Origin of the sequence: Streptococcus suis, from assembly GCF_019794555.1 — a bacterium.
Classification (GTDB): Bacteria; Bacillota; Bacilli; order Lactobacillales; family Streptococcaceae; genus Streptococcus; species Streptococcus suis_AB.
Genome location: NZ_JAIMEP010000019.1, coordinates 1,603 through 25,968 on the forward strand (window position 1 = coordinate 1,603; position 24,366 = coordinate 25,968).

General features: G+C 40.2%; 20 protein-coding genes and 5 tRNA genes. 16 read left to right on the top strand and 9 right to left on the bottom strand.

The features are described from left to right. The first annotated feature begins 12 nt into the window (after nt 1-12). The 5 genes from K6V48_RS08115 to K6V48_RS08135 all read left to right on the top strand — a co-directional run bounded on the left by K6V48_RS08115 (nt 13) and on the right by K6V48_RS08135 (nt 429). Nucleotides 13-93 (top strand) — tRNA-Tyr (locus K6V48_RS08115). A 7-nt stretch (nt 94-100) separates the two neighbouring features. After that, nucleotides 101-171, top strand: a tRNA-Trp gene (locus tag K6V48_RS08120). A gap of 7 nt (nt 172-178) precedes the next feature. After that, nucleotides 179-251 (top strand) — tRNA-His (locus K6V48_RS08125). Between the two features lie 11 nt (nt 252-262). Continuing rightward, nucleotides 263-334 (top strand) — tRNA-Gln (locus K6V48_RS08130). An 11-nt stretch (nt 335-345) separates the two neighbouring features. Next, nucleotides 346-429 (top strand) — tRNA-Leu (locus K6V48_RS08135). Between the two features lie 77 nt (nt 430-506). Here K6V48_RS08135 and K6V48_RS08140 read toward each other — a convergent pair. From K6V48_RS08140 to K6V48_RS08165, 6 genes are all read right to left on the bottom strand, one after another. After that, complete coding sequence (locus K6V48_RS08140) at nt 507-1,637, bottom strand: site-specific integrase (RefSeq protein ID WP_222368961.1); 1,131 nt, start codon at nt 1,635-1,637, stop codon at nt 507-509. A 59-nt stretch (nt 1,638-1,696) separates the two neighbouring features. Next, on the bottom strand, nt 1,697-2,029 hold the full coding sequence (locus K6V48_RS08145; protein WP_222368963.1) for a DUF771 domain-containing protein: 333 nt from the start codon (nt 2,027-2,029) through the stop codon (nt 1,697-1,699). A 64-nt stretch (nt 2,030-2,093) separates the two neighbouring features. Next, nucleotides 2,094-3,437 carry a Rep family protein gene (locus K6V48_RS08150; protein WP_222368966.1) on the bottom strand — a complete coding sequence of 448 codons (1,344 nt, stop codon included), beginning with the start codon at nt 3,435-3,437 and terminating at the stop codon, nt 2,094-2,096. A 160-nt stretch (nt 3,438-3,597) separates the two neighbouring features. Beyond that, nucleotides 3,598-3,864: a hypothetical protein gene (locus K6V48_RS08155; RefSeq protein WP_222368969.1), complete on the bottom strand. Its 267-nt coding sequence runs from the start codon at nt 3,862-3,864 to the stop codon at nt 3,598-3,600. Between the two features lies 1 nt (nt 3,865). Continuing rightward, nucleotides 3,866-4,186 (bottom strand): hypothetical protein, encoded by a 321-nt coding sequence (locus tag K6V48_RS08160; RefSeq protein WP_222368972.1) that lies wholly within the window; start codon nt 4,184-4,186, stop codon nt 3,866-3,868. A 764-nt stretch (nt 4,187-4,950) separates the two neighbouring features. Further along, a complete protein-coding gene (locus K6V48_RS08165; RefSeq protein WP_222368975.1) occupies nt 4,951-5,760 on the bottom strand; it encodes a hypothetical protein in 810 nt (269 codons plus the stop codon). 184 nt (nt 5,761-5,944) lie between these two features. On the opposite strand from K6V48_RS08165, the gene K6V48_RS08170 reads away from it, so the two are divergent. The 7 genes from K6V48_RS08170 to K6V48_RS08200 all read left to right on the top strand — a co-directional run bounded on the left by K6V48_RS08170 (nt 5,945) and on the right by K6V48_RS08200 (nt 10,874). Next, nucleotides 5,945-6,151, top strand: coding sequence for a helix-turn-helix domain-containing protein (locus tag K6V48_RS08170; protein WP_018166159.1), 207 nt, complete (start codon nt 5,945-5,947; stop codon nt 6,149-6,151). 495 nt (nt 6,152-6,646) lie between these two features. Beyond that, nucleotides 6,647-7,090, top strand: a complete 444-nt coding sequence (locus tag K6V48_RS08175; protein ID WP_024404807.1) for a zinc-dependent MarR family transcriptional regulator — start codon at nt 6,647-6,649, stop codon at nt 7,088-7,090. Then, nucleotides 7,091-7,795 carry a metal ABC transporter ATP-binding protein gene (locus K6V48_RS08180; protein WP_222368978.1) on the top strand — a complete coding sequence of 235 codons (705 nt, stop codon included), beginning with the start codon at nt 7,091-7,093 and terminating at the stop codon, nt 7,793-7,795. Further along, entirely contained in the window at nt 7,788-8,600 is an 813-nt protein-coding gene (locus K6V48_RS08185; protein WP_172017362.1) for a metal ABC transporter permease, read from the top strand. The genes K6V48_RS08180 and K6V48_RS08185 overlap by 8 nt, the downstream gene beginning before the upstream one ends. 9 nt (nt 8,601-8,609) lie before the next feature. After that, on the top strand, nt 8,610-10,121 hold the full coding sequence (locus K6V48_RS08190) for a metal ABC transporter solute-binding protein, Zn/Mn family (protein ID WP_172017364.1): 1,512 nt from the start codon (nt 8,610-8,612) through the stop codon (nt 10,119-10,121). Nucleotides 10,122-10,221: 100 nt separating this feature from the next. Then, entirely contained in the window at nt 10,222-10,668 is a 447-nt protein-coding gene (locus tag K6V48_RS08195; protein ID WP_222368979.1) for a CopY/TcrY family copper transport repressor, read from the top strand. Further along, entirely contained in the window at nt 10,665-10,874 is a 210-nt protein-coding gene (locus K6V48_RS08200; protein WP_172025482.1) for a heavy-metal-associated domain-containing protein, read from the top strand. The genes K6V48_RS08195 and K6V48_RS08200 overlap by 4 nt, the downstream gene beginning before the upstream one ends. Before the next feature lie 27 nt (nt 10,875-10,901). On the opposite strand, the gene K6V48_RS08205 is transcribed toward K6V48_RS08200, so the two are convergent. After that, complete coding sequence (locus K6V48_RS08205; RefSeq protein WP_222368981.1) at nt 10,902-11,279, bottom strand: HIT family protein; 378 nt, start codon at nt 11,277-11,279, stop codon at nt 10,902-10,904. A 56-nt stretch (nt 11,280-11,335) separates the two neighbouring features. Beyond that, nucleotides 11,336-12,592 carry a tyrosine--tRNA ligase gene (gene tyrS / locus K6V48_RS08210; RefSeq protein ID WP_222368983.1) on the bottom strand — a complete coding sequence of 419 codons (1,257 nt, stop codon included), beginning with the start codon at nt 12,590-12,592 and terminating at the stop codon, nt 11,336-11,338. 151 nt (nt 12,593-12,743) lie between these two features. Here tyrS and pbp1b point away from each other — a divergent pair, with 151 nt between their 5' ends. The 4 genes from pbp1b (at nt 12,744) to K6V48_RS08230 (ending at nt 23,328) form a co-directional block, all read left to right on the top strand. Beyond that, nucleotides 12,744-15,092, top strand: a complete 2,349-nt coding sequence (gene pbp1b, locus K6V48_RS08215) for a penicillin-binding protein PBP1B (RefSeq protein ID WP_222368985.1) — start codon at nt 12,744-12,746, stop codon at nt 15,090-15,092. Between the two features lie 336 nt (nt 15,093-15,428). Further along, the gene (gene rpoB, locus K6V48_RS08220; RefSeq protein WP_002936570.1) at nt 15,429-19,001 is read left to right on the top strand and encodes a DNA-directed RNA polymerase subunit beta; all 3,573 of its coding nucleotides are present in this window, start codon (nt 15,429-15,431) and stop codon (nt 18,999-19,001) included. A gap of 177 nt (nt 19,002-19,178) precedes the next feature. Further along, entirely contained in the window at nt 19,179-22,823 is a 3,645-nt protein-coding gene (rpoC, locus tag K6V48_RS08225; protein ID WP_172039399.1) for a DNA-directed RNA polymerase subunit beta', read from the top strand. 130 nt (nt 22,824-22,953) lie between these two features. Then, a complete protein-coding gene (locus K6V48_RS08230; protein WP_222369000.1) occupies nt 22,954-23,328 on the top strand; it encodes a DUF1033 family protein in 375 nt (124 codons plus the stop codon). A gap of 27 nt (nt 23,329-23,355) precedes the next feature. Here K6V48_RS08230 and K6V48_RS08235 read toward each other — a convergent pair whose 3' ends face one another. Next, nucleotides 23,356-24,306, bottom strand: coding sequence for a S66 family peptidase (locus K6V48_RS08235; RefSeq protein WP_222368987.1), 951 nt, complete (start codon nt 24,304-24,306; stop codon nt 23,356-23,358). Nucleotides 24,307-24,366: the final 60 nt, after the last annotated feature.

Genomic DNA, 24,366 nt, shown 5'->3' on the forward strand with positions numbered 1-24,366 from the left:
ATTTAATATTTTGGAGAGATAGCGAAGAGGCTAAACGCGGCGGACTGTAAATCCGCTCCTTCGGGTTCGGGGGTTCGAATCCCTCTCTCTCCATACCTTTACGGGCATAGTTTAAAGGTAGAACTAAGGTCTCCAAAACCTTCAGTGTGGGTTCAATTCCTACTGCCCGTGTTCTATGGCGGGTGTGGTGAAGTGGTTAACACATCAGATTGTGGCTCTGACATTCGGGGGTTCGATTCCCCTCACTCGCCTATTTTAATATTGGGGTATCGCCAAGCGGTAAGGCAAGGGACTTTGACTCCCTCATGCGTTGGTTCGAATCCAGCTACCCCAGTTTAACTATATGCCGGCGTGGCGGAATTGGCAGACGCGCTGGACTCAAAATCCAGTGTCCGCAAGGACGTGCCGGTTCGACCCCGGCCGCCGGTATAGTTTATAGCGAAGAAACGTTGATTTATCAGCGTTTCTTTGTTTTTTGTTCGAAATTTGTACAAAGTTTTATAACTTTAACTAGTCTTTAGTTTAAGCAGGGCTTGTCGAACCTTATTATTCTCTAGTTCTGCCTTTTCTTTAATAAGGTGTCCGTATGTTTCTGTGATTTGTTTAATATCTTTGTGTCCCATGTTTTTTGCAATTGCCCAAATATCAATATCTTCTGACAAGAGAATTGAAGCATAAGTATGCCTATTTCCTGTACATGTCATATTATGGGGAAATATATTCAAATGCTCTAAAATACTTTGTAGATGTTTATTACAAGCTTTGTTAGAGGGGATTCCATGTATTATGTTTACAAATAGCATTTTATCTGGATTTGAAAGTATATATTGGTGTTGTTGCTTTTGAATTCGATAAAGTATTTTGATTGTGTCATCATCTATCGGAATATATCTAATAGATTCAGGTGTTTTTGCTTTAGTCCACTTTTGATTAACAGAATCGTATCGTCTATAAGTATAGATTTCTTTGGTTTCCCAGATGATACAATCCCAAGTAAGCCCAAGAACTTCTCCAAATCGTAAGCCTGTTTTAAGTTGGATATAGAGTAGATAAGGAATGACACTTTCTTTATAATCAGCTTTTTTGAATAGATAATCAAGTAGTTTAATATAGTCAGATTTTCTATTGATATATCTTTCTTCTTTTGTTTTTTGAGGAGGTTTTCCTGTAATATTAACACCAGTTGTAAAATCGTGAAAATCTATTTTATCCTGTCTTGCGAAATCTAATATTTTTTTGACCTCACTATTTAGTCTAGACACATTATCTCTGCAGTTTGTTTTAGCGTAGTTGTTAATGAGTTCTTGATATTGACTTGATTTAATATTTCTGAGGGGTGTATCGTTGAAATATTCTTCGATGAGTTTTCCGCGTTTCAGATGTTTATTTAATGTTGATTGCATTTTACCTTGGGGAACAATATGTAATTCGTACCATTTTTTCCAAAGTTGGTATAGCGTGATACTTTTATCGATATTTAATCCATTGATGAGTTTGCTTTCTAAAGGCATTGCTTCTTGTTTTGCTTCGGTTTTTGTTTTAAAACCTCCTTTTGATGCGAGTTGCTTTCCAGTTTTATCGAAAATGCGATAAGTCCATAGATTCTTCTTGCCTCTTTGGCTGTAGGAAATTGACATTGATTACCTCTTTCTATAAAAAGGATAACCAAGATATTATCTCGGTTATCATACCACATTTATTTAAAAATGTCTTTGAAATTTTTTTCAAAATACTCTTTTGTCTTACTTGCAAGAAAGAAGTATCGTCCACCTTTATTTTGAGGATATTTAACAAAGCCGTTTGTATTTTTGTCAATATCTATTTGAGAGCGTATTTCAGGTTTGTAGAGGACGTTATCAAGTAGCCAAGGCCTAGATACTGAAAGCTGGCTCAATACATCAGACAAGGTCCAATACTGTCCCTTGTAAGCCTGTTCCTGTAATTTTTGATAATCTTTTTTGGCTACAATCAAGTGTGTGTCTGGTAGCTTGATAACGATATTTTCAAGTTGTACAGTAATCGTATCCATAAGTATAACTCCAATCTTTACTATCTGTTGAAATTATGAGATACTTACAATAGAAACAACGATTCTATTGCTTGTTTCTCACAAACGAGTTACTACTTCTCTTCTCACTTTGGTCGGTAGAGGATTTAGAAGTAGTAGCTTTTTTGATTTTTTTCTGATGTACTGAGCGAATGTCCGATAACAACCTTTTTGCTTGTTTTCGCAAATGCTCTTCATCTAAAGTCTTTCCTAAATTATAAGACTTTACTTTTTCATAGGCTTCTTTACACTTGTCGCCTTTGTCTTTTGTTGCTTTATAGTGATATAGTTCTGCTATAGTTTTACCATTTTTAGTCACTAGTTTTACAAAGAATGGAATACGTCGCATAAGTTGATGATACTCTTTCTTTTTCGGAAACCAAGCATCTGCCCATTCGATAAAGTCATCTGAGTTGGTCATAATAGTTAAGTCATTGATGATATGAGCGTCTTTGAAGCGAGAACTGAGTTGGGTCACAGCGTCTGGCTCTAAAATCTGGAATAGTTCACGAAAGGAAATTCCGCATGAGGCATCAAATTCATTGATAACAATGGTCCTTTGTCCGTCGTACCCAGACCCTAAGTCTAACCGCTTCTTATTTGTTGAAGGTGCATGTTGTCCGTGTTCATCTCTTTCTTCAGCCAGAAATCTTGCAAGTGTCGTTTTCCCAGTTCCGCCAGAGCCCTCAATATAAAGACCGATGTGATTTCGATTTCCCTTACTCATTCGAATAAACTCTTTATCTATATACTCTTGACGGTTGATTTCAAACTGCTTTTTATATCGATTCCACAGTTGTTGAGCGTTTAGTCTATCAAATTCCTCAAATAACTTCTCCTTAGCTTGATTTAATAAGAGACCTTGCTCACAAATTTGATAACTAATCTCTAAACAGCAATCTACCTCTTCTTGCTCAGACTTCTTTTTATCAGCTCTTTTAGATTTCCCGCAGATATCTAATCTATAGTCACTATTTTTTGAACTGATTATCTCTGAAATCTCATATTGATACTTTCCTTCGTTAATATCTTTTTCATTTCTATGAGTTAAGTAACGACAGACTTTTGCTTTATCTTTAACCACTTGAAGATTCTTCTCGCGACTAATCTCTAGTGTTTTGTAAAGTGAACTATAAAATCGGCTGTTTTTAAATTCGAAGTAAATGTGTGCATGAAGGGACTTCAGCTCACCATTTTCGTCTAAATCTTTATCATGGAAAATGATGTAAAACTTATCTCCGTCATGTGTGCAAAGCGTTTTTACTAACCTGATAATTTTTTCTCGAAAGACTTCTTCGGTTAGGTCGGGGTCAGCATTTTTTTGATAAGCATAAGAAACTTGAGCGATGTATCTTCGTGTCTTCACTTCAGACAAATCTTTTTTTGCCATGCATTTTCTCCTTTTTTGACACAAAAGTTAGAGATTGTGCTGTGAATTTCACAGCTAGGTATATCGTTTGAGGCATTGATCAATCTGCATAAGACGGAGGTTTTTTATGCAGATTAATATACCTTCACAAATTTATTTTTGACACAACACAGTTGTGAAGTTACTTGCCGTCTTTTTCAAAAATGCGAGCTGTATTTTTGAATTGTTTAGCTGTCATGACGATATCGTCAGCTATTCGATTAGAAATCGTAGCGATAGCTTGGTCTGTCGGATTTCCGTCAGTCATATAAATAATCATATGAGCAAGTTCAGCTATCATTTTTGTGTAGTTTTTCTGATGAGATTTTAGAAATTCAGCACGTTTTTTGAATCGTGCTTCACGCTCTATTTTTTCACTTTGTAGCTGATGAAATGTTTTGTTTTCCATGTTATCCAACCTTTCTGATGTTGTCTGCAGTGAGAGAAAGTTTCAGTTGTACAAATGTTGAATCTTCGCGACTTGTACCATAAACCTTTCCTTCAAGGTTTTGAAATTCTACATCATCAAAAACTTTTAAAGTGTTTAGGACAGACAGTTTCTCAGCGAGTTGATCGATAACAACAGTATGTTCGTTGCCGGAACTATCGAAAATGATTATAGAAGTTCCGACAATTTCATTTGTATTAAATTGTTTCTTATTTCGAAACTCTTTGAATTTAAAGACGCTTCCGATAGTCTCTTGGATGTTAACGACGATATTTAAAGCCATATTATAGCTCTCCTTATAGTTTATTAGACAAAATCAAAACTTTTGTTACTCAATAAGATTCTTATTGACCTCCATCTGTTGCAGTGCTATAATGACTACAATCAACATAACATTAGTTATGATTGAGAAAGTTGGTAGGTTTCTTACGCGTTCATCTGTCGGAAACCTACTATTTTCTTTGTCTAAATTTATTATAACTCAATTTCAGCAGAAAAAAAGACCGAGGTTTTTACTCGGATTTCCTCCTTTCTGCACGTGCAAGCACGTGGGAGCATTTCCCTATGTTAAAGGCTTAAATAGCCAGAAGTAGGGGAGTAATCTTATTCTATACGCCATTTAGCGACTAGCTCGAAATTCCTTTGTTATCATCTCCTCCTTAGCTCGTACGCTTGTTTCAACTAGACTGCGCCTGGGCTTGTCTACGTTTCTACAAGCTAACGCGTTCAGCTCTCGCTAATTCCTCCAATGACAACACGTAATTTCTTCGCATTACAGTCGCTTTTTAGCAATAGAAATAAAGATTGACTCCCCTTACTTCTAGGGCTATTTTTCGGCTTTAACATAGCTCAATACTGCACTGTTAGCTGGGTGGTTGAAGGTAGGAGACATTCACTTTAAGACCGTTTTTTTTAGCTGATTGATTATATATTCAGACACAGGCATAATATAGTATTCCCTTGATTAAGCGTCATAAAATTTTCAAGCAGTTTCAATAGAAATGTTATGAGAGTATTAGAAAAGCCCTGCATTTGCAAGGCTTAGTTTTAATCTTTCATCATATTGTAGTATTCAACGATTTCTTCATCCGTAATGTAGGCTTCTTTAGGGTAATCATTAAACACTAGGCGAGTTTCGGTGAAAATATTGCTGTAGTTAGACATGGCGTTCATACCAAGTTGTCCTTGGTCGTTATTTGGGTAAACTAGGCGGCTTTCGCTATCAACATCCATCAATTTGTATTTTGAATCCATTTCAGCGTTTGCATAATCTTGTTTACCGCTAATACGGTCTGCTTCGTAATAAGGCATTAAAATGTTTAGAGTAACGGTTTCCCCTGATTTGATAGTTTCCATGAATTGTACAGACATGATAGTTTCGGCAGGTTTGATGCCAGTTCTTTCCATAAAATAACCTTTTATGGTGAAACCTGAACGCAATTCGTTATTATCTGTATTATTGTCATTGGTACCAATAATATCTTCACTGTAATTATTTGTCACCTTAACTTCAAGTCGTTTAGTATCATGATTATACTCACCAATCTCTACTTTTAATTTTGTTAATCGAGGGTCTACATCCTCTGAAGTAAGATAAAGTTGTTCACCTTTTTTCGTAGCTTCTTCTTGAAGCTTTTCATTTTGTGACCTCATACCGCTGTCATAGTAATTATCACGATAACTGTTGATTCTGTCTTTATTATTTTTAATAAAGTTTTCAATGCTATCAACATTCGATGTTTGCTCTGTTGTAGGTGAGCTTTTTTCATTTATGGAACTGCTGTTGTTTGAGCAGGCGATTAGCATGGTAGATGTGGCAAGTAATGCCAAGTTAGTTAATATCGTTTTTGATTTCATAATAATCTCCTTAGTTTTTTAACAGAAATTTTTGATGACCTGTGATTGCTAACAAACCTCTAATTAAAAAATTTGGCATCACACTTTTGTCATTATCACAATTATACTCAATAAATTAAGTATAGTCAATACGTTAAGCATGATACGTTAGATACATAATATGAAAATTATGTAGAGGTATCAGATGATTTCGTATCAGCCGTTTTATGAAACGTTAAACAAAAAAGATAAGTCAGAGTATTACTTGATAAAAATAGAGGGCATATCAGCAAATACTTTACATCGCATGAAAAAAGGAGAATCGATAACTACAAAAACAATAGATAAGCTATGTGAGATTTTGGAATGCAATGTCGAAGATATCATTCGTTATGAACTAACTGATAAATAATTTTAATGAAAAAACTCTTCATACTAGGGAATAGGAAGAGTTCTTATGATTTGTGCAAAATTTGTACGAAAAACTGTTTTTTAATAGAATGTAATAAGTGATAATATCTTGATTTTATCCTATTTTTGTTATTTATTTTAACTTAGTTTAACGGCTGATTATCGGCCGCCGGTATAGTTTATAATGAAGAAGCGTTGATTTATCAGCGTTTCTTTTGTTTTTTGGTAAACTTTTGGTCGCTATTTATCATTTTTAATAATACTCTTTAGTACTGAACGAACTAATTTCTTGAGTTGTTTGTTTTTCATTGTCAGATACTAACTTGTCCAAAGTATGGATTTTCTTATTTTTTCGTCTCAGTCAAGTTTCTAGTTTTCGAGTCAGACTAGAACTTACTTTGACAAGTTAGCTTCTAAATTTTTTTATTTTTTTCTTGTTTTTTTATTTTTAGTATGATATACTTAACAAGTTAATTAAAAGGTTAAGGATGTGCTTATGAGCCAATTTGCATTAGATATTGAGAAGTGTTTGCATGAAATTGTTTTGAGTTCTGAGAACCAGTTGGAAATATTGGTTGGTTCTTGTCAAAGTACGGTGAAATTGACGAATACGCAGGAGCATATTTTGATGCTGATTGAAAAAGCTGCGTATACTAATACTGAAATTGCAAAGCAGCTGAATGTTAGTCAAGCCGCTATTACAAAGGCTACTAAATCTTTGGTTGCTCAGGGCTTATTAGTAGCAGTAAAGGATTCAAAGGATGCACGTATTGTTCGTTTTAGTCTGACTGAGGCTGCAAAGCCTATTGCTGCGGAGCATGCGCATCATCATGCCCATACTTTGGAAGCATATGAAGAACTGTTAGGTAATTATAGTCTTGACGAACAAGAGCTGATTGCAAGATTTTTGAATGAGTTAGTGGAGAAAATTAGAAAATAAATGAGATATATTACTGTGGAAGATTTGTCGTTTTACTACGACAAAGAACCGGTTTTGGAACATATTCATTATTATCTTGATAGTGGGGAATTTGTGACTTTGACTGGTGAGAATGGCGCAGCCAAGACAACCCTCATTAAGGCGACTTTGGGGATATTGAAGCCCAAACAGGGGAGGGTTTCTATTGCTGAGAAGAGTATAAAAGGTAAGAAGTTAAGAATGGCCTATTTACCTCAGCAAATTGCAAGTTTTAATGCTGGTTTTCCGAGCACTGTTTACGAATTTGTAAAATCAGGGCGTTATCCTCGGCAAGGGTGGTTTCGTCGTTTGACAGCCCATGATGAGGAACATGTTCGGATTAGTTTGGAATCAGTTGGAATGTGGGAACATCGGGATAAGCGCTTAGGTGCCTTGAGTGGTGGGCAGAAGCAACGTGCTGTCATTGCGCGTATGTTTGCCTCTGATCCAGATATTTTTATTCTGGATGAACCGACAACAGGGATGGATGCAGGGACAAAGGATGCCTTTTACCAGCTCATGCATCACTCAGCCAAAAAGCATGGTAAATCTGTATTGATGATTACTCACGATCCCGATGAATTGAATAAATACGCTGATCGTAATATTCACCTGGTTCGTGATCAACAGTCTCCTTGGCGTTGTTTCAATGTTCATGAAACTGATGAGGAGGTTGCCCATGTTTGATTTATCTGTATTTAATTATGACTTCATGCAACGCGCTTTTCTGGCGATTATTGCCATGAGTTTCTTTTCACCGATCCTAGGGGTTTTCTTAATCCTTAGGCGTCAAAGCTTAATGTCAGATACCCTCAGTCACGTTTCTTTAGCTGGTGTTGCATTCGGTTTGGTTTTGGGTATTTCGCCTACTCTTTCAACAGTACTTGTTGTAATTGTAGCGGCTGTATTTTTGGAATATTTGAGGACTATTTATAAAAACTTTATGGAAATCGGAACGGCGATTCTCATGTCGACTGGTTTGGCGATTTCGTTGATTGTTATGAATAAATCAGGAGGAAAGTCTGGACTTAGTTTGGAACAATACCTTTTTGGTTCGATTGTAACAATCAGTCAAGAACAAGTCGTTGCTTTATTTGTGATTGCTTTGATTGTCATTCTATTGACGTTGTTATTTTTACGTCCTATGTATATTCTTACCTTTGATGAAGATACCGCATTTGTAGATGGATTGCCTGTTAGAGCCATGTCTATTGCCTTTAATGTAGTTACTGGTGTTGCGATTGCACTTATGATTCCTGCTGCGGGGGCTTTATTGGTTTCAACCATTATGGTTCTACCTGCTTCTATTGCCTTACGACTTGGTAAGAGTTTTAAAGCTGTTATCTTTACGGGGATGGCAATTGGCTTTTTAGGAATGGTGACAGGATTGATGACATCCTATTATGCAGAAACCCCGGCAAGTGCAAGTATTACCTTGATTTTCATTAGTATTTTCTTACTGGTGAATGTTGTTCAAAAATTTAGAAAATAAGGAGTTATGATGAAAAAAGTTGGATTGCTATTCGTGTCTATTTCAGCTTTGCTTTTCGGAGCTTGTGGCAATAGCACAGCTTCTGAAGATGGGAAGCTAAATATTGTAACAACCTTCTATCCTGTTTATGAGTTCACCAAGCAGGTGGCAGGTGATGAGGCAAATGTTGATCTGTTGGTTAAGGCTGGAACAGAAGTTCATGATTATGAACCCTCAGCAAAAGATATTGCTCGTATTCAAGAAGCTGATGTTTTTGTTTACGAAAATGAAAATATGGAAACATGGGTCCATGATGTTGAAAAATCACTTGATACAACAAAGGTTAACGTGATTAGTGCGACGGAGGGGATGTTGCTTTTGCCTGGCGGTGAGGAGGAACATGAAGGTCACGACCATAGTGAGGAGGGGCATAGTCATGCTTATGATCCGCATGTATGGTTGTCTCCTGCACGTGCAATTACTCTTGTAGAAACTATTCGTGATAGTTTGGTAGCTAAATACCCAGAAAAGAAAGATACTTTTGAAACAAATGCGGCAGCCTATATTGAGAAATTAGATGCTTTGGATGCTAAATATTCTGAGGTATTATCTGCCGCTAAACAGAAGTATTTTGTTACACAACATACAGCTTTTGCTTATTTGGCTTTAGATTATGGTTTGAAACAAGTTTCAATCACAGGTGTTGCTGCGGATGAAGATCCTACCCCTTCGCGGTTAGCCGAATTGACCGACTATATCAACAAATATGGAATCAAGTATATATACTTTGAAGAAAATGCGTCGAAATCTGTTGCTGAAACACTCGCAAATGAAACAGGTGTTCAGCTGGATGTTCTGAATCCTCTTGAAAGTTTGACAGATGAAGATATGAAAAATGGTAAGGATTATATTTCTGTTATGGAAGATAATCTGACTGCCCTTGAAAAAACAACTTCTCAAGCTGGTTCTGAAATTTTGCCAGAGGATGGGGCTGAGACTGCACAAACGGTCTATAATGGGTATTTTGAAGACAGTGCTGTAAAAGATCGCACACTCTCAGACTATGCAGGCGAATGGCAATCTGTTTATCCATATTTGCTTGATGGGACCTTAGATCAAGTTTGGGATTATAAGGCTAAACTGAAAGGCGATATGACAGCTGATGAGTATAAGGCATATTATGATACCGGGTACAAAACGGATGTTGATCAAATTAACATTACAGATAATTCCATGGAATTTGTGGTAGGCGATAAGAAAGAGAAGTTTACTTATAAGTATGTGGGTTATAAGATTTTGACTTACAAAAAAGGAAATCGTGGCGTTCGTTTCTTGTTTGAGGCAACAGATGCAAATGCTGGAAACTACAAGTATGTTCAATTTAGCGATCACAATATTGCACCAGTAAAAACCGGTCACTTCCATATCTACTTTGGTGGAGAGAGTCAAGATAAGCTTTTGGAAGAATTGGAAAACTGGCCGACATACTACCCTGTTGGTTTGACTGGTTTGGAAATTGGTCAGGAAATGCTGGCTCATTAAGAGAAAAAAGACTGGACGAGCGGTTCAGTCTTTCTTCTTGACATTTTTTGACTACAGTTGTAAACTGAAATTGTAGAAATAGATTCATGGAGGTGAGATTGTGGAGCAAGCTATTTCAGCTGCAGAGTGGCAGGTGATGCGGGTTCTGTGGGCACAGCCGGGAACGACTTCTCAGGAAATTATTCAGGCCTTGCAGGAGGGATTTGATTGGCAGGCGACGACCATTAAGACACTTTTGGGGCGGCTGCGGAATAAAAACTATTTGCGTATGGCCAAGGAAACAAGCAAGTATCACTATTATCCGCTGATTAGTGAAGAGGAACATTTGCAGGGGCAGGTGGAGCTCTTATTGGCTACCATATGCTCTACGAAGCAGGGGCAACTGGTTGAAAAGCTGCTGGACACAGGGATATTTTCCCAAAAAAGCCTTGAGAATATCGCCAGCAAAATCTCGCAGTTACAAAAGACGGCACCTGAGAGTATTGTCTGTCAGTGTCTGCCAGGTCAATGTACTTGTGGTCATCATACAAAAGGAGAAAAATCATGAAACAAACCTTGAAATTGAAAAATTTATCTTGTCAAAACTGTGTGAAGCATGTGACCAATCATTTCTTGGAAATGGATGGGGTAGATGAGGTATCAATCCAGTTGGATCAGCAGTTAGCAGAAGTACAAACTTCTGTGGAACACAGCTTGGAGCGTTATAAAGAAGCCTTGGAAGATACTGTCTATGAGGTGGTAGAATTAGTGTAGGAGTAAAAGCAGCCGTCGGGCTGCTTTTTATAATGCTTTGAGAAAATGAGTCAAATCCAGTTGTACTTGTGCAAGTGAAATTTGGTCCCAGAAGCCGTCTGATCGAAAGCGTGGAATCAGGTGGACATGGAAATGGGTGCCAGCATCAAACAAGCGATCGTTGCAGGCTATGGTCACACCGTCAATTGTCAATGCTTGACAGAGTTTATTAGTCAACAAGACTTCCAAGTCCGATAGTTCATAGCGAACAGCAGGAGGGATTTGGCTGAGCGTGTCATAGTGTTCCTTGCTGATAATCAGTAGATGCCCCGTTTGGACAGGGTCAATATCCCAGACGACCTTGAAATGTTCCGTATGGTAGAGATTATCTTCTTCTTTGAGTTGGTGGCAAAAAATGCAGGTCATGTCATTTCTCCTAGGTTAGCAGAAAAGGAAATCACATAGGATTTCCTTGAAAAATGTTAATAAGTCAATACAGAATATTTCTTCTTTCCACGACGGATAACGGTCAACTCGCCGTCAATCTTGTCGCTGTCAGAAAGACTGTAGTCTAAGTCTTGCACACGCTCACCGTTGACATAGATGGCACCATTTGCTACATCTTCACGAGCTTGGCGTTTTGAGTTAACAATACCAGAGGTAACCAAGAGTTCAACGATGTTAAGGTTGTCTTCAGCCTGTACAGCGTAGTTTGGAACGTTGCTGAGGCCCTGTTTAAGTTCTTTTGCGGATAGGTTTTTGATGTTGCCAGCGAACAATTGCTCGGTGATGTTAAGTGCTTGGTTATAGGCGTCTTCACCGTGGACCAATGTCACGACTTCCTTAGCCAAAATCTTCTGAGCTAGGCGTTCATGACGGGCAGCGTCAAATTTTTCTTCAATCTCAGCAATCTCATCAAGTGACAAGAAAGTAAAGATTTTCAAGAAACGAACGGCATCGTCGTCCATGACATTGAGCCAGAATTGGTACATTTCATACGGTGAAGTCTTGTCGGCATCAAGCCAAACAGCGTTACCTTCCGACTTACCAAACTTCTTACCGGTTGAGTCGGTAATGAGAGGAACAGTCATCACGTGACCAGTTCTATCAGCTTTGCGACGTAGCAATTCCGTGCCGGCGGTCATATTGCCCCATTGATCTGAACCACCAATTTGCAATGTAACATTATGCTTATCATTCAACTCATAGAAATCATACCCTTGCATGATTTGGTAGGCAAATTCAGTGTAAGAAATTCCTGTTTCAATCCGTTTTTTTACAGAATCTTTGCTCATCATGTAGTTGACAGTGAAGTATTTACCGACATCACGAAGGAAGTCAATGAAGCTAATATCTGAGAACCAGTCGTAGTTATTGACCATTTCGGCCTTGTTATCACCATTTTCAAAATCCAAGAAGCGAGAGAGCTGACCTTGGATCTTTGTTACCCAACCGTCTACTGTATCTTTGGTTTGCAAGCTCCGCTCCGCATCCTTGAAGGAAGGGTCGCCAATCAGACCAGTAGCTCCACCAACTAGAGCGTAAGGTTTGTGCCCTGCTAATTGCAAGTGACGGCAGACGAGGATTGGCACCAAATGCCCCAAATGCAGGCTGTCGGCAGTTGGGTCGTAGCCAGAATAATAGGATACTTGCCCTTCTGTCAATGCTTTTACCAAGGCTTCTTCGTCTGTCGTTTGAAAGACCAGGCCGCGAGCTTTCAGTTCTTCAAAAATGTTCATGTAGGCTGTCTCCTTTTGATTGAATAGTTAGACCCAAGTCATATTTTAAAGTATTTGGGTCGAACTTTGTATTAAAAAATTCCCTCCTATTATACCATGAAATTGCGGAAAATAAACATATTTTGGTATAATGGTATGATAAGGAGTTACTATGGCGACTAAATCAGAAAAACAAGATAATCAAAAGAAAAATAGTGTCCTCAATTTAGGTGATCTAGTAGGAGTACTTCTCCGTTCACTGAAGCTCTTATTGAACTCAGTTACAGTATTAATACTTCTCTTTGGGATTTTAGGAGCAGGTATTGGGGTTGGTTTTGTTGTAAGTCTTTTCGACAAAGTTGAAGTTCCAAAGACAGAGGAATTGTTAAAGGAAGTTTCAAATGTCAGTAGCGTGTCTAAACTCGTCTATTCAGATGGTACTCTTATTTCAGAAGTAAATTCAGATTTGCTACGAATTCCGATTGGCACAGATGATATTTCTGAATACTTAAAACAAGCAGTTATTGCTACAGAAGACGTAACTTTTGAAAGTCATAATGGGATTGTTCCTAAGGCAGTGTTGCGCGCAGCATTAGGTTCTGTGGGACTAGGATCATCTACAGGTGGTTCGACATTAACGCAACAGCTGATAAAACAGCAGTTAGTAGGGGATGCGCCAACTTTTACTCGTAAAGCAAACGAGATTGTGGCTGCGTTAGCCTTAGAACGTAATATGAGTAAAGAGGAAATTTTAACGACCTACCTCAATGTGGCTCCCTTTGGTAGAAATAATCAAGGGAAAAATATAGCTGGGGTTGAAGAAGCTGCTCAGGGTATTTTTGGAAAATCTGCAAAAGACTTGACAGTTCCTCAAGCGGCATTCATCGCTGGATTGCCTCAAAGTCCGATTGTTTATTCACCGTATGCTTCAGATGGAACTAGAAAGCCAGACGAAGATATGGTTTATGGTCTGGAGCGATATCAGGATGTTTTATTCAATATGTACAGGGCAAGTTTTCTGTCAAAAGAAGACTACGAAACATATAAAGCATACGATATCACTCAGGATTTCAAGGCGCCTGCACCCGTAACGAAGGATACAAAAGACTATCTTTATTACGAGGTCATGGAAGAGGCAGAGCAGGTTATGTTTGATTATTTGGTCAAACGTGACAATGTTTCTGAAAATGATTTGAAAAATGATGATATTCGGACAGAGTATGAAGAAAAAGCAAGGATCGAACTTAGTCAGGGCGGATATACTGTAAAAAGCACTGTAAATAAGACGATTTACGATACAATGCAATCCGTTGTCGCAAACTATGGTAGTGTATTAGATGATGGTAATACATATGTTGAGACTGGAAGTGTCTTATTGGATAATACAACAGGGGCGATTTTAGGCTTTGTTGGTGGACGAGATTATGATAGCAATCAAAACAATCATGCATTTGATACACTTCGCTCACCAGCTTCGACAATTAAACCACTGCTTGCATATGGTATTGCAATTGATCAAGGGTTGATTGGATCGGCTAGTATTTTGTCAAATTACCCAACCAATTTTTCAAGTGGTCAACCAATTATGTATGGTACTAGTAAAGGTACAGGAATGATGAATTTACAGACGGCTATTGATATGTCTGTAAACATTCCTGCATTCTGGACCTACAAGATGATTCAAAATGCAGGTGTTAACGCCAAGGAATATATGGAAAAGATGAACTATCATATTCCGATGTATGATATTGAAAGTGTACCGTTGGGCGGAGGGGTTGAAATCTCTGTATTGACGAATACCAACGCCTATCAGACGTTGGCCAATGGGGGTGTTTATAATAAACACTACATTGTTGAAAATATCACAGCTACAGATGGAACAGTAGTGTATCAGCATGAGGCGGCACCTGTTCAAGTATACTCAAAAGCGACTGCAAGCATCATGAACCAATTGTTGAGGCAAGTAGTTAATTCTGGATATACTACTACATTTAAGAGTCGACTAAATAGTTTGAATCCACAAGCTGCTACTTCAGATTTTGTTGGTAAAACAGGAACTAGTAATGAGGTAAACGATGTCTGGCTAATGTTATCAACTCCAAAAGTTACATTAGGAACATGGGCTGGTAATGATGATAATTCAGAAATGTATGTTTGGACGGGATACCACAATAATTCTCAATATGTTGCATACATGGTAGATGCGTTATATAATGTTGATTCAAATATGTTTGCAGGGAAATTTGAACTTGATAAAAGTGTCATCTCCTCCAGTGTAGTTGCTTCCACAGGTCAACGTCCGGGAACAACGCAAGTAAATGGTCGCCAATTTACGGTAAGTGGCGCCTTGACAACGAGTTATTGGGCGAAGAATGGCGCACCTGTTACTAGCTACAAATTTATGGTTGGTGGTACAGAGAGTGATTATTCAAAAGCTTGGGCAACTGTGTTTGGTTCAACGAATGGTACAACCACAAGTTCATCAAGATCAACAACTACATCAAGTAGTAATTCTAGATAAACTAGAATGATTTCAAGAGAATCTGGAAGTAGCCAGGAGTCTTATTACCCTATCCAACAAGGGGAATAAGGAGAAAGTAGATAGTTGATTTATTCTAGTTCTTGTGCTATAATTGTATAAATTATTTGTCGTGTGTCTTGTTTGAAATATTGTCCAAGCAAGGCTTGCAGCAGTTAAATCACACTTTTTAAAAGGAAGATTTAGCTGCTCTTTTTGTGTCTATGAAGAAGTTTTTTGAGAATTGTCACCTATTCTTAAAGATTCTAAAAATTCTAACAAAAGGCAAATGTGTTTGATTTTGCAGAAAAATCAATAGAAAAATAGAGGAGAATTAACTTGGCAGGACATGAAGTTCAGTACGGTAAGCACCGTACCCGTCGTAGTTTTTCAAGAATCAAGGAAGTTCTTGATTTACCAAATTTGATTGAAATCCAAACGGACTCTTTCCAAGACTTTTTAGATTATGGTTTGAAAGAAGTCTTTGAAGATGTACTTCCAGTTTCAAACTTTACGGATACCATGGAATTGGAATTCGTTGGTTATGAATTGAAAGAGCCTAAATACACATTGGAAGAGGCGCGTGCGCATGATGCGAACTACTCAGCTCCAATTTATGTAACTTTCCGTCTGGTGAATAAAGAAACTGGCGAGATCAAGACGCAAGAAGTCTTCTTCGGTGAGTTTCCAATCATGACTGAAATGGGTACCTTCATCATCAACGGTGCAGAGCGTATCATCGTTTCTCAGTTGGTTCGTTCACCAGGTGTCTACTTCAATGATAAAGTAGATAAGAACGGTAAAGTAGGTTATGGTTCAACGGTTATCCCTAACCGTGGAGCTTGGTTGGAATTGGAAACAGATTCAAAAGACATTGCCTACACTCGTATTGACCGTACGCGTAAGATTCCATTCACAACACTTGTTCGTGCGCTTGGTTTCTCAGGCGATGATGAAATCTTTGACATCTTCGGTGATAGCGAATTGGTTCGCAATACCATCGAAAAAGATATTCATAAAAACCCAGCAGATTCTCGTACAGATGAAGCACTTAAGGAAATCTATGAGCGCCTTCGTCCAGGTGAACCAAAGACAGCTGAAAGCTCTCGTAGCCTTTTAACAGCTCGTTTCTTTGATCCACGTCGTTACGACTTGGCACCTGTTGGTCGTTATAAAATCAATAAAAAACTCAACCTTCGTACTCGTTTGCTCAACCAAACACTTGCTGAGCATGTGATTAACGGTGAGACAGGCGAAATCGTCTTGGAAGCTGGTACTGTATTGAGTCGTGATGTGCTTGAAAAAGTAGAAGCACAATTCGATGAGCTCAACTTGGTAGAATATATTCCAAATGACAATGCTGTTCTTCTTGAGCCAGTTCTTTTGCAGAAATTCAAGATTGTAGCTCCTAAGGATCCAGAACGTGTTGTGACGGTGATTGGTAATGCGAATCCAGCAGAAAACGTACGTACAGTAACACCTGCGGACATCTTGGCTGAAATGAGCTACTTCCTCAACTTGGCTGAGGGTCTTGGTCGTGTAGATGATATTGACCACTTGGGTAACCGTCGTATTCGTGCCGTTGGTGAATTGCTTGCTAACCAAGTACGTATCGGTTTGACTCGTATGGAACGTAACTTGCGTGAGCGTATGTCGGTTCAAGACAATGAAGTATTGACGCCACAACAAATCATCAATATCCGTCCTGTTACAGCCGCAATCAAAGAATTCTTTGGTTCATCTCAGTTGTCACAGTTCATGGACCAACACAACCCACTTTCTGAGTTGTCTCACAAACGCCGTTTATCAGCCTTGGGACCTGGTGGTTTGACTCGTGACCGTGCTGGTTATGAGGTTCGAGACGTTCACTACACTCACTATGGTCGTATGTGTCCGATTGAAACGCCTGAGGGACCAAACATCGGTTTGATTAACAACTTGTCTTCTTACGGACACCTTAACAAGTATGGTTTCATCCAAACACCATACCGCAAGATCGACCGTGCAACTGGTACAGTAACGAACGAAATCGTTTGGTTGACAGCGGATGAAGAAGATGCCTACATCGTAGCACAATCAACTTCACCACTTGATGAAAACAACCGTTTCGTTGATAAGATTGTTATGGGACGTCACCAAGGTAACAACCAAGAGTTCCCAGCAGATTCAGCAGATTTCATGGACGTTTCACCTAAGCAGGTAGTTGCCGTTGCGACAGCATGTATTCCTTTCTTGGAAAACGATGACTCCAACCGTGCCCTCATGGGTGCCAACATGCAACGTCAGGCTGTTCCATTGATTGATCCAAAAGCACCTTACGTTGGTACTGGTATGGAATACCAGGCTGCCCACGACTCAGGTGCGGCAATCATCGCTCAACACGATGGTAAGGTTGTTTACGCAGATGCGGACAAGGTAGAAGTGCGTCGTGAAGATGGATCGCTTGATGTCTACCACATTTCTAAATTCCGTCGTTCAAACTCGGGTACTGCCTACAACCAACGTACCCTTGTAAAATTGGGCGACATCGTAGAAAAAGGCGACTTTATCGCAGATGGACCTTCCATGGAAAATGGGGAAATGGCTCTTGGTCAAAACCCTATCGTTGCCTACATGACGTGGGAAGGTTACAACTTCGAGGACGCGGTTATCATGTCTGAACGCCTTGTAAAGGACGATGTGTACACATCTGTTCACTTGGAAGAATACGAATCAGAAACACGTGATACTAAGTTAGGCCCTGAAGAAATTACTCGCGAAATTCCAAACGTTGGTGAAGATGCTCTTCGCAACTTGGATGAAATGGGGATTATCCGTATCGGTGCTGAAGTTAAAGAAGGCGACATTCTTGTTGGTAAAGTCACACCAAAAGGTGAAAAAGATCTTTCTGCTGAAGAGCGCCTCTTGCATGCAATCTTCGGTGACAAGTCACGTGAAGTACGTGATACTTCTCTTCGTGTACCTCACGGTGCCGATGGTGTCGTTCGTGATGTGAAAATCTTTACCCGTGCCAACGGTGATGAATTGCAATCAGGTGTTAACATGTTGGTTCGTGTTTACATCGCTCAAAAACGTAAGATCAAGGTCGGAGATAAGATGGCCGGTCGTCACGGTAACAAGGGTGTCGTTTCACGTATTGTACCTGTTGAGGATATGCCATATCTTCCAGACGGAACACCAGTTGACATCATGTTGAACCCACTCGGGGTGCCATCACGTATGAACATCGGTCAGGTTATGGAACTTCACTTGGGTATGGCGGCTCGCAACTTGGGTATTCATATCGCAACACCAGTTTTCGATGGTGCAAGTTCAGAAGACCTCTGGTCAACTGTTAAAGAAGCAGGTATGGATTCAGATGCCAAAACCATTCTTTACGATGGACGTACAGGTGAGCCATTTGATAACCGTGTATCTGTCGGTGTCATGTACATGATCAAGCTTCACCACATGGTTGACGACAAGCTTCACGCCCGTTCAGTCGGACCATACTCACTCGTTACCCAACAGCCACTCGGAGGTAAGGCTCAGTTTGGTGGTCAGCGTTTCGGTGAGATGGAGGTTTGGGCCCTTGAAGCCTACGGTGCTTCTAACGTCCTTCAAGAAATCTTGACTTACAAGTCAGATGATGTGACAGGCCGTCTTAAAGCCTATGAAGCCATCACCAAAGGTAAACCAATTCCAAAACCAGGTGTTCCAGAATCATTCCGCGTTCTTGTCAAAGAATTGCAATCACTTGGTTTGGATATGCGTGTCCTTGATGAAGACAACAATGAAGTAGAATTGCGTGACCTTGATGAAGGTGAAGATGATGACATCATCCACGTAGATGATCTTGAAAAAGCACGTGCAAAAGCCGCAGCTGACGCAGCCGCAGCCTTTGCAGCAGAAGAAGCAGAAGGCAAAGAATAATTAGAATGGATGGAACAAGTTGGTCCAAATCTCAGAACTGAAAGAGATAAGGACCAACGGTCTTCCTCCGTCTGATTTATAGAAAAATAGCTTACCAGCTACCCATTCTGCTGATTATTGTTCAAGAATTTGAGGTATGGGAATCCAGCCTCTCACAAGAAAAGAAAGGGATTATTAGTGGTTGACGTAAATCGATTTAAAAGTATGCAAATCACGTTAGCTTCACCAAGTAAGGTTCGTTCATGGTCTTACGGTGAGGTTAAAAAACCTGAAACAATCAACTATCGTACACTTAAACCAGAACGTGATGGACTCTTTGACGAAGTCATCTTTGGTCCAACAAAAGACTGGGAGTGTTCATGTGGTAAATACAAGCGTATCCGTTATAAAGGGATTACTTGTGACCGCTGTGGTGTTGAAGTGACTCGTGCAAAAGTACGTCGTGAACGTATGGGACACATTGAGTTGAAAGCACCAATTTCACACATTTGGTATTTCAAAGGGATTCCAAGTCGTATGGGCTTGACCTTGGATATGAGCCCACGTGCTTTGGAAGAAGTTATCTACTTCGCAGCTTATGTGGTGATTGATCCAAAAGATACACCGCTTGAGCACAAGTCAATCATGACTGAGCGCGAATACCGTGAGCGTTTGCGTGAATATGGTTATGGTTCATTCGTTGCCAAAATGGGTGCAGAAGCCATCCAGGACCTCTTGAAACAAGTTGATCTTCCAAAAGAAATCGCAGCGTTGAAAGAAGAGTTAAAGACGGCTACTGGACAAAAACGGATTAAAGCAGTGCGTCGTTTGGATGTATTGGATGCTTTCTACAAATCTGGAAATAAACCTGAGTGGATGATTCTCAATATCTTGCCAGTTATTCCACCAGATTTGCGTCCGATGGTTCAGTTGGATGGTGGTCGTTTTGCTGCATCTGATTTGAATGAATTATATCGCCGTGTTATCAACCGTAACAACCGTTTGGCTCGTCTTTTGGAACTTAACGCTCCAGGAATTATCGTACAAAACGAAAAACGGATGCTTCAAGAAGCTGTGGATGCTTTGATTGACAACGGTCGCCGTGGTCGTCCAATTACAGGACCAGGTAGCCGTCCACTCAAATCACTCAGCCACATGCTTAAAGGTAAGCAAGGACGTTTCCGTCAAAACTTGCTTGGTAAGCGTGTTGACTTCTCAGGACGTTCCGTTATCGCCGTTGGTCCAACGCTTAAAATGTACCAATGTGGTGTACCACGTGAAATGGCTATTGAGCTCTTCAAACCGTTTGTCATGCGCGAAATCGTTGCCCGTGATATTGCTGGTAACGTAAAAGCTGCAAAACGTTTGATTGAACGTGGGGATGACCGTATTTGGGATATCTTGGAAGAAGTGATTAAAGAACACCCAGTTCTTTTGAACCGGGCACCTACCCTTCACCGTTTGGGTATTCAGGCTTTTGAGCCAGTTCTGATCGACGGTAAAGCCCTTCGTTTGCACCCGCTTGTCTGTGAAGCCTACAACGCCGACTTTGACGGTGACCAGATGGCGATTCACGTTCCATTGTCAGAAGAAGCACAAGCAGAAGCACGTATCCTTATGCTTGCGGCAGAACACATCCTTAACCCTAAAGATGGTAAACCAGTCGTAACACCATCTCAGGATATGGTTTTGGGTAACTACTACTTGACCATGGAAGATGCTGGTCGTGAAGGTGAAGGTATGGTCTTCAAGGATGCGGATGAGGCTGTTATGGCTTACCGCAATGGCTATGTTCACTTGCATACTCGTGTTGGTATCGCAACAGATAGCCTTGATAAACCTTGGAAAGATAACCAAAAACACAAGGTCATGATGACAACTGTCGGAAAAATCTTGTTCAACGCGATTATGCCAGAAGGACTTCCATACTTGCAAGAGCCAAATAATGCTAACTTGACAGAAGGAACTCCAGATAAATACTTCTTGGAACCAGGATCAGATATCAAGGCTGCTATTGCAGAATTGCCAATCAACCCACCATTCAAGAAGAAAAATCTTGGTAATATCATCGCTGAAATCTTCAAGCGTTTCCGCACAACTGAAACATCAGCCCTGCTTGACCGTTTGAAAGACTTGGGTTACTATCACTCAACACTTGCTGGTTTGACAGTGGGTATTGCCGATATTCCGGTCATCGACAACAAGGCTGAAATCATTGAAGAATCTCACGAACGTGTAGAACAAATCAAGAAACAATTCCGTCGTGGTATGATTACTGACGATGAGCGTTATGCAGCTGTTACAGATGAATGGCGTTCAGCTAAGGAAAAATTGGAAAAACGTCTGGTTGAAAAACAAGATCCGAAGAACCCAATCGTTATGATGATGGACTCTGGTGCCCGTGGTAACATTTCCAACTTCTCCCAGTTGGCCGGTATGCGTGGTCTGATGTCAGCTCCGAACGGACGTATCATGGAATTGCCTATCTTGTCTAACTTCCGTGAAGGTCTTTCTGTATTGGAAATGTTCTTCTCAACTCACGGTGCCCGTAAGGGTATGACGGATACGGCCTTGAAGACAGCCGACTCAGGTTACTTGACTCGTCGTTTGGTTGACGTTGCCCAAGACGTTATTATCCGTGAAGACGACTGTGGAACAGACCGTGGTCTTGACATCCGTTCTATCACAGATGGCAAGGAAATGATCGAGCCGCTTGAAGAGCGTTTGCAAGGTCGTTACACTAAGAAAACTGTTAAACATCCTGAAACAGGTGCCGTTATCATTGGTCCAAATCAATTGATTACGGAAGATATTGCCCGTGAAATTGTCAATGCAGGTGTTGAACAAGTAACCATCCGTAGCGTATTTACATGTAACACTCGTCACGGTGTCTGCCGTCATTGTTACGGTATCAACTTGGCGACAGGTGATGCGGTTGAAGTGGGTGAAGCAGTTGGTACGATTGCAGCCCAATCTATCGGTGAACCTGGTACACAGCTTACAATGCGTACCTTCCACACGGGTGGTGTAGCCTCAAACAGCGATATCACTCAGGGTCTTCCTCGTGTCCAAGAAATCTTTGAGGCGCGCAATCCGAAAGGGGAAGCGGTTATCACTGAGGTTAAAGGTGAAGTTATCGCTATTGAAGAAGATGCTTCTACTCGTACCAAGAAAGTCTTTGTTAAAGGTAAAACTGGCGAAGGCGAATACGTGGTACCATTTACAGCCCGCATGAAAGTTGAAGTTGGTGATCAAGTTGCGAGAGGTAGCGCCCTCACTGAAGGTTCTATCCAACCAAAACGCTTGCTTGAAGTCCGTGATGTCTTGGCAGTTGAAACGTACCTTCTTTCTGAAGTTCAAAAAGTTTACCGTAGCCAGGGTGTAGAAATCGGTGACAAGCACATTGAGGTAATGGTTCGCCAAATGCTTCGTAAAGTTCGTGTCATGGATCCAGGCGATACAGATCTGCTTATGGGTACACTCATGGATATTGCAGACTTTACAGATGCCAATGCTGACGTGGTTATCGCTGGTGGTGTTCCAGCAACAGCTCGTCCAGTTCTTATGGGTATCACAAAAGCGTCCCTTGAAACCAACTCATTCTTGTCTGCCGCATCCTTCCAGGAAACAACTCGTGTCCTTACTGATGCAGCCATTCGTGGTAAACGTGATAACCTTCTCGGTTTGAAAGAGAACGTTATTATCGGTAAGATTATCCCAGCAGGTACAGGTATGGCCCGCTACCGTAATCTTGAACCACAAGCCATCAATGAAGTTGAAATCATTGAAGATACAGTAGCAGAAGAACTTGCTGAAGAAGCAAAACTTGCAGCCACTGAATAAACAGAATGCACATCTCATTTTTGAGGTGTGTTTTCTTTTTTGTCTGGCTTGTGAGGAATCCTACAAGCAGAATGTTTTTTTTTATCATACAATTTCGATATAATGTGTACGGTAAAGGAAGTATTAAATGATGTATCAAGTTATTAAGATGTATGGAGATTTTGAACCGTGGTGGTTCTTAGATGGATGGGAAGAAGATGTTGTCAGTAGAGTGACGTACGAACGTTACGAGGATGCACTATCTGCTTTTCAGAAGGAATGGGTAAAACTTTCAGAAAGTTTTCCTATGAAAAAAAGTAAAAATGGGACAATGGTCGCTTTTTGGGATGAATCAGATCAGTACTGGTGTGAAGAGTGTGATGAGTATTTACAACGGTTCCACTCCCTTATGCTGATAGAAGCGAAGGAAAATTTGCCTGCTGGACTTGCGGCTAAACAGGTACAACAACCGAGAGTTCGCGCTTGCAAACTAAGACAAGGAAAATGTGTGAACTATGAATCATAAAAGGATTGCCCTAGTGAGCAATCCTTTTTAGCTGAATCTGATAGAAAAGGCTTCGGTGTCGAGCTCAACCTTTCCACCGATTGTAATTGTAAAGAGAGGTTGGGTATGGGAAAAGTCCAAATCGTACAAAACAGGAACTTTTTTGAGAATAGGGTGCTTGTCCAGAATCGCCAACAAAATCTCCTCGGTCATCTTGGTTTCCTTAGGAAAACGACCGATGAGGACGGCTTGGGGATTGGGATAGTTTTGTAAGAGCGCAGCAAAATGCCTTTTAAATTCGGTATAGTGATCTTCTTCAGCTTCTTCAAGAAACAAGATGTACTTTTCGGGTTTCGGAACGAACTCAGTACCATGTAAGAGCGCAAAAGTAGAGAGATTTCCTCCAATAGCTGTTCCGCTAGCCTGGCCCGGATTGTAGACTTTCCATTCTGTTGGGTAAAAGGTGCGAGGGGCGTCTGGTAAGTACCAAGCATCGCTAGACCACTCAGGACTTGGAGTTAATTGATAGGTATCCTGAGTGACTGCATTTAGCCAAGATCTTGTTTGGTACTGTTGCCCCTGCTCCATTTTAAAGCTGGAATAAGCTGGGCCCATATAAGTTTGCATGCCTGTCTTGGCGTAGATGGCATTGAGCAGGGCAGTTGTATCCGAATAACCGCAGAAAATTTTCGGATTTTGTGCAATCAAATCAAAATCCAGATAGGGCAACAATTCATTGCAGTTGAAACCACCAATGGTTGTCAGAATGGCATCAACTGTCTCATCCGCAAAGGCTGCTTCTAAGTCCGCAACCCGACTAGCAATCGGAGCTGAGTCAAAGATATCATTTTCAAAATAATGTTCTGAAAAAGAGAGTCTGAACCCAAGTGCTTCTAACTTTTTCTTAGCTGCTACATTAGCCTCAAAGCCACCAATTCTTTCAATAGACGAAGATGGGCTGACTACGCGTATGTGGTCGCCTTTTTTTAATCTTTTCATGGGAACCTCCACAACTTTTTTACTATTCTAACATAAATATGCCACAAATCAATATGTTTT